We start from the raw sequence: 13547 nt of genomic DNA, 5'->3' as shown, positions 1-13547 counted from the left end.
TCAGGGCAAACTGGTTTCAGTGGGATTTTCCGTAATAATCCCCTAGATTTAGACCCGCAGCATTTTAGGAGCGGCAGCAATGATCGGACAGCAACGCAGTTATGGCAGGCGGGTTCTTCTGGCAGCGATTCGCCAGAACAGCCCGATTGCGCGGATTGATCTGTCCGAACAAACAGGTATCAGCCGCGCCACTGTGACCACTGTGACGGCAGAACTGATCCGTGCCGGACTGGTGGAAGAAGTCGCGGCGCAAGGGACTGAAATGGCCCGTGGCCGCCCCCGTGTGGACCTGAAAATTCGCGGGGCGGCCCATCTGGTTGCCGGCATAAAGATCGCCAACAGTTCGCTGTCGCTGGTGCTGATGGATTTTGAGGGCAACCAACTGGCAGAGCACAGCCATCTCCTCTCGCGCACCACACTTGGCACCGATGCGCTGGTCGCAGAGCTGGCAACGGCCCTTGGCGATATGCTTGCGCCACTTGGAAAGGCAATTTCCGACCTGTCAGGTGCCGGGATCGGGATTGCGGGGATTGTCGATGTGCAGCAGGGGCTCGTCCATTGGTCGCCCTCGCTTTCGGATCGCAACATCAACCTGCGCAGCGCCATAGAGGCCGCGCTTGGGGTGCCTGCCTTTGTGGACAATGATGCCAACCTTGTGGCGATGGCGGAGAAACGCTTTGGTCTGGGACGCGAGGCGACGGACTTCATCGTTGTCACCATCGAAAGCGGTGTTGGCATGGGGATTGTAATCAACAATGAAATCTACCGTGGCACGCGGGGCTGCGGTGCGGAATTCGGCCATACCAAGGTGCATCTGGACGGGGCGCTGTGCCGCTGTGGTCAACGGGGGTGTCTTGAAGCTTATGTCGCTGATTACGCCCTCCTGCGCGAGGCCAGCGTGACCCACTCCACCGATGCGCTGGCAGAGGGGGCTTCGGACGAGCAAAGGATAGAGGCGCTGTTGCAACGCGCCCATGACGGGGATCCGGTGGCTGGCAATATCGTGCTGCGGGCGGGGCGGATGTTTGCGATGGGTCTGGCCAATATCGTCAATATTTTTGACCCCCAGTTGATCGTTCTGGCGGGGGAGCGGATGCAATCGAACCATCTTTATGCCGAAGAGGTAATCGCTGGGATCAAGAACTCTATCGTGCAGGTGGACCAGCCCCCCCCCGAAGTGGTGATCCACCGCTGGGGCGATCTGATGTGGGCCAAAGGGGCGGCGGCCTATGCGCTGGAAGGTGTTGAGGAGATGGCTGTTGAGGCTTTGCGTGCCGGTGAAGGTTAAGGCGCTGGTCCTGCTGGCGCTGGTGGCCGCGCCGGTGGGTGCAGAGCCCGTGTTTCGCCCCGTTGAGGTGCCCCGCCACATCTACGCCGGAGGCTGGGAGCATTTTGTCGGTGGCGGCGTTGCGGTGCTGGATTGCGATCAGGACGGTTATCCCGATCTTTATGTGGCAGGCGGCGAAAATCCGGCAAAACTGCTGCGCAATACCACCGGACAGGGGCAGCTCGGCTTTGTAGACTACCCGTCTGTCGCTTTGGGGCTGACAGGGGTTACGGGGGCCTATCCGGTTGACATCGACAGCGACGGTTGGGGCGATCTGGTGGTGCTTCGGGTTGGTGAAAACCATCTGCTGCGCGGCGGACCGGATTGTGCTTTCACGCTGTTTGACAGGCTGTCCTTTCAGGATCAACCTGCATGGACCACCGCGTTTTCTGCCACATGGGAGCATGGCGCAAGCCTGCCAACACTCGCCTTTGGCAACTACGTGGACCGCCAGAACCCCGATGGCCCGTTTGAGGCATGCGACACCAATTATCTCTACCGCCCCGAAGGGGGCAGCTACGGTGCGCCGGTCCCGATGAAACCGGGGCTGTGTCCTTTGTCGATGCTGTTCAGCGACTGGTCCCGCAGCGGGCAGGCGGACCTGCGGATCAGCAACGACCGGCATTACTACGTGACCGGCGGGCAGGAGCAGCTTTTGAAGATGACAGAGAACCCGCGTTTTTACACCGCGGACGAAGGCTGGCGGGAATACAATCTCTGGGGGATGGGAATCGCCAGCCGTGATGTGACCGGGGACGGGCTGCCCGATGTGATGATGACCTCTATGGGCGACCAGCGTTTGCAGATTCAGGACGGCGGCGGCAAGCCCGCATTCTCGGATGCGCCGTACGATCTTGGCACCACGGCGCAGCGGCCCTTTACAGGGGGCGACGGGCGGCCCTCTACCGGCTGGCACGTGCAATTCGGGGATGTGCAGAACGACGGGCTGGACGATATTTTTATCGCCAAAGGCAATGTTGAACAGATGCCGGGGCTGGCGATGAAAGACCCGAACAATCTGCTGGTACAGGGCGCGGACGGGAGTTTCACTGAAACGGCAGAGGTGGCGGGCGTGGCCAGCCTGCACCGCGGGCGCGGCGGGGCTTTGGTGGATCTGGACCGCGACGGACTGCTGGATCTGGTGGTGGTGAACCGCCGCGCACCACTAGAGGTTTACCGGAACGTAACACAAGGGGCGGGGCGCTGGGCCAGCTTGCGGCTTGCGCAAACAGGTGTGAACAAAAACGCAGTGGGTGCCTGGCTAGAGGTAGCGGCGGATGACCGGCGCTACAGCCGCGAGATTACGGTGGGCGGCGGGCATGCCGGCGGGCAGCTTGGTCCGGAACATTTCGGGCTGGGGGCGGCATCGGCGTTTTCGCTGCGGGTGATCTGGCCGGACGGCGTCACAAGCGACTGGATCACGCTGGCCAGCGATGCGGCGTATGTGATCCGCGCGGATGGCACCCGACTGGCGGTCGCGCCGGATTAAAGCGGGTTATTCGACGGGCAAACCGCTTGGCACTGTTTCTGGCAGGCCCAGCCGCCCCTCCAGGCTGGCCGGATCGCTCAGGCTGTCCAGAAAGGCAAGGATCGCGTCGATTTCAGGGTCGCTCAGCCTAACCGGAGCCAGTTCGATCGCCGCTGCGATCCTGTCGGTTTCGCCCCTGTCTGTGAGGTTGGTAAAATCCTCGGCCCCCGCCAGTTCGGGGAGCAGCGATTGCGCCTTGGTATAGCGTCGCAAAGACGCCTCGGGCGTGAGGTGATGCAACACCATCGCCCGCAGATCGGCAAATGCTCCGTTGTGCCCGTAGGGCGCGGTCTGCACCACGTTGCGCAGGGACGGGGTGCGAAAACGATAGGCGTCCTCTGGCGCACCTGTAACGCGCATCCGGCCTTCGTCCTTTTTATGGCGCTCGAACCGCGCCGCCTTGCCCGGTCCGATCTGGGGCAGGCCGATGGCGTGAAACCTGTGGTCGGTCTGGAATTGTCCCGCGTGGCACACATCACACTCTGCCTTGCCGTAAAACAGCTCCATTCCCAGCGCCGCTTCGGGGGCAAGCGGCGTGCCGTTTCGCAGGAATTGGTCAAACGGGCTGTCGTCCGCGCGCCATTCAAATGCCATGAAAGCGGCGATTGCATTGGAGATGTCAGAGAAATGCAGCGGCGATTTGGTGTCGTCCAGCGCTGCAAACCTGCGCTGGTACTCCGGTATGGCCGCAACCCGCGCAGACAGGATCGCCCAAGCGCCGTTTGGTCCGGTGAAAAACCCCTGCCGCACCGCTTGGGCCACATCGTTTTCGGAATAATGCCCCGCCATTTCATCAGGCGAGAGCACCGGAAACATGGTCTGGGCAGAAAGAACCCCGTCAAACCCCTGTTCCATATCCCCACCAAGCGGGGTGCGGAACCCCATCGGGTCGGTATCGTCCGCTTCCAACCGTCCGTCGTGGAACAGGGTCCGGAACTGCTCCGCCCCCAGATTGAACAGCGCAGGTGCATTGCGCGGGATGCGCTGTTCGGGCAGGTTGTCCGGATCGCTGCGCCGCGCGGGTCCAAGCCCGATGCCCCCATCCCCGAGCCCAAGCGATACCCCGTCGGATGTGGCAAATCGCGGGTGGTGGCAGGTGGCGCAGGACACGGTTTTATTGCCGCTCAGGATCGGGTCATAGAACAGCAGTTGCCCCAGACGCACCTGCGCCATATCGGGTTGGGAGAACTGCGCATTAGCTTGCGGCAGCGGGCCGGAGGCGGCCTGAAAAGCCAAGGCAAACAGGGCGCTGGCCAGCAGGATCGGGCGGGGCAGGTTCATGGTGTCTCCGGCATCAGGGATACGGTCACAGTCGCAGCGTAGGGTCGATCCGGCGTGACCACAATACTCGGGTAGTCCGGCCTGTTGATCGCATCAGGATAGCCTTGGGGTTCCAGACAGATCGCACCAAAAGCGCGGTGTGTTTGCCCCGCCAGCGGTGCGGCACGTTCCGACAGATGCTGCGCGGTATAGACCTGAAGCCCGGGCTGATCGGTAGCCAGCGTCAGCGCAAGGCCGCCGCGGGACAGGTGCACCTGCGGGGACTGCGGGTTCAGGCAGTAGTTCAGATCAATGCCTACCCTTTGCGGGTCGGCGGCACGGATGGATTTCCCGCCGCGAAAATCAAGCCGTTGCCCCGCAAGCGACAGGGCAGGGCCAAGGGGGATACCACTTCCATCTGTGGGCAACAGCGCATCGGCGTCGATCCGCAGCCGGTGATCTCTGATCGTGCCGGTTCCGGCCAGATTGTAATAGGAATGCTGCGCCAGATTGATCGGGGTCGGGCGGTCTGCCGTCGCGCGCATCCGGTAGGTCAGTCTGTTGCCGTTCAGTGTGACAAGAATCTCAAAATCCACCGCAGCCGGAAACCCCTGATCGCCGTGGGGCGAATGCAGCGTCAGCCGCAAGGCGCGGGTGCCATCCGCTTCCGCCTGCCACAGACGTTGGTGGAAACCATCCGCCCCGCTGTGCAGAACGTGGGGGCCTTCGTTCGGGGGCAGGTGGTAAACCTGCCCACCCAGTTCAAACCGCCCGTGGGCGATCCGGTTTGCCACCCGCCCGACGATGCCGCCCAGAAACTGCGGATTGTCCAGATAGGCCGCCGGATCGCGATAGCCAAGTACGATGCTGCGACACGGCCCGCCAAGATCGGTGCGCCAGCTTTGCGTGACCGCACCAAGGTTCAGCAGCGTCACCGCAGAATCGGTACCTGTCAGGGTAAAGGCACGAATATCTGCGGCGGCGGGCATCGCGGGATCAGACGAAACGGTTGACGATGTTTTCCAGCCGCTCCTGTTTGCCACTGCGGGGCTCTGGTGCGATGTCGCCTGAAACTACCTTTTCAAAGATGCTGTCAAAATCGCTGTCGAGCATCGCCTTGGCCGCAGGATCATCCCAACCGCTGTAACGCTCTTGCAGGGCGTCTTCCAATTCGCCGTCCTCTATCATCGCGGCGGCGGCTTTCAACCCGCGGGCGCAGATGTCCATTGCCCCTGTGTGCGCGGCGATCAGATCCGCTGCATCCAGCGACTGGCGGCGCAATTTGGCATCAAAGTTGGTGCCCCCCGTGGTAAACCCGCCCGCTTTGAGGATGTGATAATAGGCCAGCGCCACTTCGGGCACATTGTTGGGGAACTGGTCCGTATCCCAGCCCGACTGGTAATCGTTCCGGTTCATATCAATAGAGCCAAACACCCCAAGCGCCGCAGCCGTTGCGATTTCATGCTCAAAGCCGTGACCTGCAAGGATCGCGTGGCCCTGTTCAAGGTTCAGCTTCACCTCGTTCTCCAAGCCGTATTTTTGCAGGAAGCCATAGCAGGTGGCCGCGTCATAATCGTATTGGTGTTTGGAAGGTTCCTGTGGTTTCGGTTCCACAAGGATCGTCCCCTTGAAACCGATCTTGTGCTTGTACTCCACCACCATATTCAGGAAGCGGCCCATGTGATCCAGCTCTCGCCCCATATCGGTGTTGAGCAAGGTCTCATAGCCTTCACGACCGCCCCAGAGCACGTAATTCTCGCCGCCCAGTTTCTGCGTCGCGTCCATACAGGTTTTCACTGTCGCGGCGGAATAGGCGAACACATCGGGATCGGGGTTGGTCGATGCGCCGGACATCCAGCGACGGTGGCTGAACATATTGGCCGTGCCCCACAACAGCTTGATGTTGCGGGATGACATTTTTTCACCGAAATAATCGATGATTTCCTCAAAATTCCGCAAGCTTTGTGCAAATGTATCGCCTTCGAGCCGGATGTCTGCATCGTGCCAACAGTAATAAGGCTGGCCGATGATGTCGAACATTTCAAAGGCGACGTCGGCTTTCAGTTTGGCACGGGACTGGTTGTCTTGCGGGTGCCACGGACGTTCAAACGTGGCGCCGCCAAAAGGGTCGCCACCTTCCCAAGCAAAAGAATGCCAGTAGGCTATGGCGAAACGCAAGTGGTCTTCCATCCGCTTGCCCATCACCATTTCGTCGGGGTTGTAATGGCGGTAGTCGAATTCCGTGCCTTCACCGTCACCGACAAATTTTGCGGGGGAAATACCGTCAAAGAAACCTGTTGTCATATCATAATGCCTTTATAGCTGGGTAAACGGCGCGGTAGGCTTGGTAAGCCTCTGCATACGCCTTTGTTAAATCGGAGTTCGGGTTGATCCGACGGGAAATCGCGGGTTGTGTCATCACCTCTTCCGGTGCTGCACCGCTCGCCCCGCAAATGGCGAGACGGGCCGCGCCCATTGCTGCACCGTTTTCGCCGTCTTCGGGCAGGTCAAGGGGCAGGTCCAGAACGGTAGCAATCAGTTCAAGCCAGTAGTGTGAGCGTGACCCCCCGCCTATCGCCATTAGCGAGGTCAGTTCGGTGCCGGTCGAGCGCAAGGCATCGAGGTTCTCGCGCAGGGCAAAAGCAACACCTTCAAACACCGCCTGCACCAACTCGCGATCGCCGGTGGCGTGATGCAGCCCGAGAAGTGCGCCGCGAATGGTGCTGTCGTTGTGGGGGGTACGCTCCCCCGACAGGTAAGGCAGGAAGTTGACAGTTCCCGGCGCGGCCAGAGGCCCGTCCAACAGTCCCGCAAGTTCACCCGCAGGGGTTTTGAGCGTGCGCGCCAACCAGTTGAGACTATCGGTGGCGGACAGGATTACCCCCATCTGATACCAACGGTCCGGTACAGCGTGACAAAACGTATGCACAGCCGAGGCGGGCAGGGGCGCATAGCCGGATTTCCCCGCCAGCAGCACGCCCGAGGTGCCAAGGGACACAAATCCCTGTCCTTCCTCCAGCGCACCGATGCCACAAGCGGCAGCCGCATTGTCGCCGGCGCCACCTACCACAACGACACCTTCGGGCAGGCCAAGTTCGGCGCATCGTTTAGCGCAGACAGGCGCGGCCACCTCAGATCCTTCTACAAGGCGGGGCATCTGGGCACGGGTCATGCCGGATTGCTCCAGCAGACTGTCGGACCAGTTCCGCGCACCCACATCCAGCCAGCTTGTGCCTGCGCTGTCCGACATATCGGAAACGCGTTCTCCGGTCAGCCAGAAGGATAGGTAATCCTTGGGCAGCAATACAGTGGCAACGCGCTCGAAAATGTCCGGTTCGTTGGCCTTCACCCAAGCCAGCTTGGGTGCGGTGAAGCCCGGAAAAACGATATTACCGGAGAGCGTGTGAAAGTCGGGCTTTGCGTCCAGTGCGGCGGCTTCCTTGCTGGAACGGGTATCATTCCAGAGGATGCAGGGGCGCAGCACTGCGCCGTGTTCGTCCAGCAGGGTTGCGCCGTGCATCTGTCCCGCCGTGCCAATGGCCGCCAGTTGTGCCATTGCCTCAGGGTAGGTTTGTTGCAACTCGCCAATTGCCACTTTACAGGCGGCAACCCAATCGGCGGGGTCTTGTTCGGACCATCCCGAATGGGGGTTGGCCACCGGATAAGCGGATTGCGCTGCGCCGATAACAGTTCCGTTTTCCGCTACAAGCAAGGCCCGCAGCCCCGATGTCCCGAGGTCGATTCCCAGATAGGTCATCATGTTCTCTCCCTTTGGGGTAGTTATTCACATATTTAATTTTTCTGTCAAATTAAAAAATCCACTGCAGATCGTAAGGCACCATCGGGCCGTTTCCGCCTCGCCTTCGGGGGCCACCGCCGCTAAGAGGGATCATGGAATTTTCAAGTCTCACCCTTGTTGCCTCTCTCGCCTTTCTGTTTGCAGGCTGCGTTAAGGGCATTGCCGGTATCGGTCTGCCCACGGCTGCAATTGCGGCGATGACCCTTGTGATAGAACCCCGTGTGGCGATTTCGCTGATCCTGTTTCCCATGCTCGGGATCAACGGCTGGCAGTGGTTGCGCGGTGGTCACGTGTTGCGCACGATCTTACGCTACAAACTGTTTGCCAGCGTGCTGTGTATCGGAGTCGTGGTCACAAGCTTTCTGGCCCGTGGCGTGGACGACCGCTGGCTTGCCGGAGCGCTGGGCGTGGCGGTGCTGATCTTTGTCGCGGTGAGCTGGCGCGGCTGGTTGCCTGCCATCGGAGAGGAGCACGACCGGACCGCGCAGCTTGGCTTCGCCACATTGGCAGGGGGAATCGGCGGGCTGACAGCGGCATGGGCGGCGCCGCTTGGCATGTATCTGACCATGCGGCGGGTCGAAAAGGACGAATTCATCCGCGCCACCGGATTTCTGGTGGCGGTGGGCAGTGTCCCGCTGGCCGTGTCCTATGCACAACTGGGGTTTCTGGGCGGACCGCTTGCGCTGACCTCTGGGTTGATGCTGGTGCCCGCGCTGGCGGGATATGCCATCGGAGAGAAAGTGCGCAACCGCCTCTCGCCTATATATTTCCGCAACACGATTCTACTGGTGTTTCTGATCCTCGGACTGAACCTGATCCGGCGCGCGTGGTTTGGCGCCTAGGCGGATTGCGCCCGTGACAGGTGCAGTTAACATGTTAATATTTATCCGTTTCTAGTCGGTGTATTTGGCCGTGGCCGGGCCGCGATAGAACTGGATCAGTTCTTCGGGAACTTCGGTGCCATCGTAAAGGAACGGCAGGATGCCCCTGCGCCCCGATCTGCCACGGCTGTTGCGAATATCCTCTTCGGAACGCGTGACCCGCTGGCTCATCCGCAGGCCCCATTCGTGCAAATGCGCATAAAGCTTGTCGCGGACCTCGGCATGATCCGCACTGTCGCCCAGATCGTAAAACTCTTCGGGGTCGGTTTTCAGATCGAACAGCATGGGGCGGTAGCCCGCCGCTGCATGGATCAGTTTGTAGCGCCCGTCAAACACCATGAAAAGCCGCGCATCGCGCGGCTCCAACCCCAGTGCAACCGCTTGTGGTGTAACCGAAAAATCATATTCCGAAATCGCATAGTCGCGCCACTCCGGTGTGTCTCCGTGTAGCCACGGCATCAGGGAGCGGCCTTCGATGATGTGATCCGGAACCTGCCCGCCCGCAGCCTCGACAAAAGTGGCAGCGAGATCAATGCTCTCAACCAGCGCGTCACAAACGGTGCCCCGTGTGCTGTCCGCTTCGGGGCGGGGATCAAAGACGATCATCGGAACCTTGACGGATTGTTCGTGGAACATGTCTTTTTCACCCAGCCAGTGATCCCCGAGGTAATCCCCGTGATCCGAGGTCAGCACGATCATCGTGTCGTCCATCTTGCCTGTGGCTTCCAAATGGTCGAGCAGCCGCCCCAACTGGTCATCGCATTGTTTGATCAGCCCCATATAGGCGGGGATGACTTTCTCGCGCACTTCGTCGCGCTGAAAGGCGCTGGCGATCTTGTTTTCCATGTAAGCGCCATAAACCGGATGCGGATCTTCCCGTTCCACATCATGGCGCAGCGGGGCAGGCACATGGTTAGGCCCATACATATCGTGATAGGGAGCGGGCACGATATAGGGCCAGTGGGGTTTGATAAAGGACACATGGGCGAGCCACGGGCTGTCCGTCTGATCCACAAAGCGGATGGTTTCAGAGGTCAGCCACGGGGTTTCGGAATCTTCCTCGCGGATGTTGGCGGGTTTGTCCGCATTGCGGAACATCCAGCCGCTGGCGATCTGATCGTCTGTGATGCCGGCATTGGCGAAATCCGCCCAAGGGTTCTCGCTCGGGTAGCCTTTTGACTTTAAGTATTCGTTGTAAGGTGATCTTTTCTCGTCATAAAACCCGTCCGGTCCATGACCCCACAGCCCATCATCGCGGCACCAGTTGTCAAAGCCGCATTCCGCCTGACGTGCACCGATTTCGCTGTCGGCGGCCAGCCCCAAACGCGCCATACCTTCGGCGTCGGCCTTCATATGGGTCTTGCCGATAATCCAGCTGTTCATCCCGAGTTTGCGTAAATGATCGCCAAGGGTTACTTCCCCCACGCGCAGTGGAAAGCCGTTCCATTGCGCCCCGTGAGAGGACGGATACCGCCCCGTGTAATAGGACATCCGCGACGAGCCGCAGACAGGCGACTGGACATAAGCGTTGCTGAAGCGGACCCCTTGCGCAGCAACGCGGTCGAAATTGGGGGTGTGCAGGTGGGGATGTCCGGCGCAGCTCAGGTAATCAAAGCGCAACTGGTCATACATGATAAACAGAATATTCATGGGGCCTCCTTGGTGTTGGCTGTGTTTACTGAAGCTGTGAACGGCTCGCAACCCGTGAATATGTTAACGACCACGGAAGCGACGGTCCTTACGCTAAAACCATGTTGGATTGCGCGGTCGATCTTGCTAGTCAGGCGCCATGACACACTCCTTCACAGCGCAAACGACCCTTGCCTTCAAATCAGAGCACCGCTGGTGATCCGCAGCGCAAATATTGCTGGGGCGGGGATTGGCGGGCTGACCGCGGCGCTGGCGCTGGCGCAACAGGGCGTTGAGGTCTGCGTATTCGAACAGGCCGCCGCATTGGGAGAGGTGGGTGCCGGATTGCAGCTAAGCCCGAATGCGATGAAGGTGCTTGGCCAGCTTGGACTGAACGCACAAATCGACGCGGTGGCCTATGCACCGGAACTGGCCCGCATCAAACACGGGGTCACGGGGCGCGATCTGGTCCGTGTGCCGCTGCGCGCCCAATGTGACCGCGTTTATGGTGCGCCCTATCTGCACGTACACCGCGCCGACCTTCACAGGATTCTGGAAGAGGCCGCGCGGCGGCAGGGCGTCCGGATTGAAACCGGAGCCACAGTCACGGGGTATCGCGCTGGCGCGCTTCTGGTGGACGGCAGCGAAAGACATGCGGATCTGCGCATCGGTGCGGATGGTATCCGCTCTGCCATCACAGCACAGATGCACCCGCACCACGGTCCCCGCTTCACCGGACAGCTTGCATGGCGGGGCACTGTGCCGACCGCCAATTTGCCCAAGGGGTTGATCCCTCCGGATGCAACGGTCTGGGTCGGGCAGGGCGGCCATATCGTGACCTACTACGTGCGCGGGGGCCAATTGGTCAATTTCGTCGCGGTAGAGGAACGGGACGACTGGCAAAATCCTGACTGGCGGCAACAGGGCGCGCCCGCTGATCTGCTAACGCGTTTCGCGGGCTGGCATCCCGATCTGAAAACCCTGTTCGGCGCAGTGCAGAGCACCTATCTCTGGGCGCTGTTCGATCGCCCCGAATTGCCGTGCTGGTCGGATGGCTCCACCGTTTTGCTCGGGGATGCCTGCCACCCCACGCTGCCGTTCATGGCGCAAGGGGCTGCGATGGCGATAGAGGACGCGAGCGTTCTGGTGCGCTGCCTGAAGCACCGGGCGCAGGATGTCCCCGCCGCACTTGGTCACTATACCCGCCTGCGAAAACCCCGCACCACACACCTGCAGGCCCGCGCCCGGAAAAATGCAGCATTATTCCATCTCAGCGGGCCTTTCGGCGGGGCGGTGCCGAAACTGAAACTTTTCATTGCCGGACATTTTCCGGATCGGCTGGGCCTGCGCCCGTTTGACGAAGTTTACGGCTATGATGCAACCACTGCGCCACTGTAATCTGTATACCACGGGTAGAGCGGCAAGCCGTTGGCGTGCAGCTGCGGGTCCGGCATTTTCGCACTAACCCTCGTACACAGACTGAAAAATCCCCCAACAATTTTAGGTTTAAGTTGAATTTCTTATCAAGTTAACGCAATTTGAAATCGCGACCGCTGGGCGGAGGGTATTTTGAGCCCGCCGGGAAATCCGCTTATGCGCCATTTTAGATGAATCGAACAATCCCAAGGCCGAGTGGACCGTAAGGAAAAGTAATATGACTGCAACCGATAATGACGATCTGATTGATGAACGCACCGCCCTCGGCTCTGTTCTGGTAGACGGGCTTGGCGGGGATGACACCATTCTCGGAAGCGACTTTGACGACAGCCTGTCCGGTTCGGGCGGCTATGACACCATCTTTGGTGGCGACGGGAAAGACGAAATCAGCGGCGGCGACTTGCGGGACAATCTCTACGGGGGGGCCGGTAAAGATCTTCTGTCAGGGGATGACGGAAACGACCGTGTGTACGGGCGCCGTGGGGATGACACGATTTTTGGCGGCGAAGGCAAAGACATCCTGCGCGGTCACGCAGGGGACGATGTAATTCACGGCGGGCAAGGGGCGGACACGCTCAAGGGGCACGGTGGCGACGATATTCTTGAGGGCGATGACGGGGAGGACTATCTCCTCGGCGGGGACGGCGATGATGTCCTGCGGGGTGGTCTTGGTGACGACGATTTGCACGGGGGTCATGGCGATGACAAGTTAAGCGGCGGCGACGGCAACGATGTAATCCACGGCGGCACCGGCATGGACCGCATTTACGGCGGCACCGGCGATGACGACATCTACGGGGGGTTCGGCAAGGACCGGATTCAAGGCGGTGATGGTGATGACACAATCGCCGGTGGCGCTGGCGGGGATGAGATCCTCGGCGGCGCGGGCGCGGATTCCATTCGCGGCGGACGCGGGCACGACACGATTAAAGGCGGTGCCAATGATGACATCATCGCAGGCGGCAGCGGCGATGACACGCTGTTCGGCGGTTCTGGCGATGATGTCGCAGTCTATGGCGGCTCTCTTTACGATTACTCCTGGTCCACCTCCGGCAAAACCGTCACCGTTGTCGATAACAGCACACGCAACGGGGATTCCGGTACAGATGTGTTGCAGAAGTTTGAGGTACTGCGTTTCAATGACGGGGACATCCACCTTGGAAAGACAAATAACGCTCCGTTCGTAACTGGAAACAACGCTATCGTCCGCGCAAGCGATACGGTCGATTTCACCGTAACCGGAATTGATTTCGACATGGACGCAGTGGCTTTGTTTGATGTCTCTTACTCAGGCCCGGGGGATTATTCGGTCACTGGCTCCACCTTCGCGACCAATAGCAATCACACCGAATTCACCGCAAATGTAACCTTCCTCACGAACGGCGCTTTCGAGGGCTTGGCCTTCGGGGAGGCCGCGATCCAGCAGATCGTCTTTACCTTCTTTGACAGCAATGGTGGTTATACCAGCCACACCGTCAACGTGACCGTCTATGGTGAGCATAACGCGCCGGTCGCACAGGCGGGCACGGCCTCCGGTGATGAAGATACGGTGATTTCCGGCAGCGTCGCCGCGTCTGATGTGGACGGAGATACGCTGACTTTCGCGCTGGCCACGGATGGAACCAACGGCGCGGTGACAATGGCGGCGGATGGCAGTTACAGCTACACGCCGGATGGGGACTTCAG

10 protein-coding genes are annotated in these 13547 nt (G+C 60.2%); 5 read left to right on the top strand and 5 right to left on the bottom strand.

What is annotated here, in order from left to right:
• Positions 1–79: 79 nt before the first annotated feature.
• Both BFV97_RS08960 and BFV97_RS08955 read left to right on the top strand, forming a co-directional pair.
• Positions 80–1288: an ROK family transcriptional regulator gene (locus tag BFV97_RS08960; RefSeq protein ID WP_069300026.1), complete on the top strand. Its 1209-nt coding sequence runs from the start codon at positions 80–82 to the stop codon at positions 1286–1288.
• A complete protein-coding gene (locus BFV97_RS08955) occupies positions 1230–2816 on the top strand; it encodes a CRTAC1 family protein (protein WP_083225577.1) in 1587 nt (528 codons plus the stop codon). The genes BFV97_RS08960 and BFV97_RS08955 overlap by 59 nt, the downstream gene beginning before the upstream one ends.
• Positions 2817–2822: 6 nt before the next feature.
• Here the strand turns inward: BFV97_RS08955 and BFV97_RS08950 are convergent, their stop codons facing one another.
• From BFV97_RS08950 to xylB, 4 genes are read right to left on the bottom strand one after another with little or no spacing between them, the layout of a single operon-like run.
• The gene (locus tag BFV97_RS08950; RefSeq protein ID WP_069300025.1) at positions 2823–4136 is read right to left on the bottom strand and encodes a cytochrome-c peroxidase; all 1314 of its coding nucleotides are present in this window, start codon (positions 4134–4136) and stop codon (positions 2823–2825) included.
• Positions 4133–5104, bottom strand: a complete 972-nt coding sequence (locus BFV97_RS08945; protein ID WP_069300024.1) for an aldose epimerase family protein — start codon at positions 5102–5104, stop codon at positions 4133–4135. Before BFV97_RS08945 ends, BFV97_RS08950 begins: the two co-directional genes overlap by 4 nt.
• A 7-nt stretch (positions 5105–5111) precedes the next feature.
• A complete protein-coding gene (gene xylA, locus BFV97_RS08940) occupies positions 5112–6419 on the bottom strand; it encodes a xylose isomerase (protein ID WP_069300023.1) in 1308 nt (435 codons plus the stop codon).
• A gap of 1 nt (position 6420) precedes the next feature.
• On the bottom strand, positions 6421–7872 hold the full coding sequence (xylB, locus tag BFV97_RS08935; RefSeq protein WP_069300273.1) for a xylulokinase: 1452 nt from the start codon (positions 7870–7872) through the stop codon (positions 6421–6423).
• Between the two features lie 134 nt (positions 7873–8006).
• On the opposite strand from xylB, the gene BFV97_RS08930 reads away from it, so the two are divergent.
• On the top strand, positions 8007–8756 hold the full coding sequence (locus tag BFV97_RS08930) for a sulfite exporter TauE/SafE family protein (protein ID WP_069300022.1): 750 nt from the start codon (positions 8007–8009) through the stop codon (positions 8754–8756).
• A 51-nt stretch (positions 8757–8807) separates the two neighbouring features.
• Here the strand turns inward: BFV97_RS08930 and BFV97_RS08925 are convergent, their stop codons facing one another.
• Positions 8808–10445 (bottom strand): sulfatase-like hydrolase/transferase, encoded by a 1638-nt coding sequence (locus tag BFV97_RS08925; protein ID WP_069300021.1) that lies wholly within the window; start codon positions 10443–10445, stop codon positions 8808–8810.
• Between the two features lie 195 nt (positions 10446–10640).
• Between BFV97_RS08925 and BFV97_RS08920 the strand changes: the two genes are divergently transcribed.
• Positions 10641–11822 (top strand): FAD-dependent monooxygenase, encoded by a 1182-nt coding sequence (locus tag BFV97_RS08920; RefSeq protein ID WP_069300020.1) that lies wholly within the window; start codon positions 10641–10643, stop codon positions 11820–11822.
• A gap of 256 nt (positions 11823–12078) precedes the next feature.
• A partial coding sequence (locus BFV97_RS08915) for an Ig-like domain-containing protein (protein ID WP_069300019.1) occupies positions 12079–13547 on the top strand: 1469 nt, incomplete at its 3' end.

Source organism: Neptunicoccus sediminis, assembly GCF_001719615.1.
Taxonomy (GTDB): domain Bacteria; phylum Pseudomonadota; class Alphaproteobacteria; order Rhodobacterales; family Rhodobacteraceae; genus Amylibacter; species Amylibacter sediminis.
The sequence above is the reverse complement of the archived record's forward strand: the minus strand, read 5'-3'. Positions and strand labels throughout refer to the sequence as shown.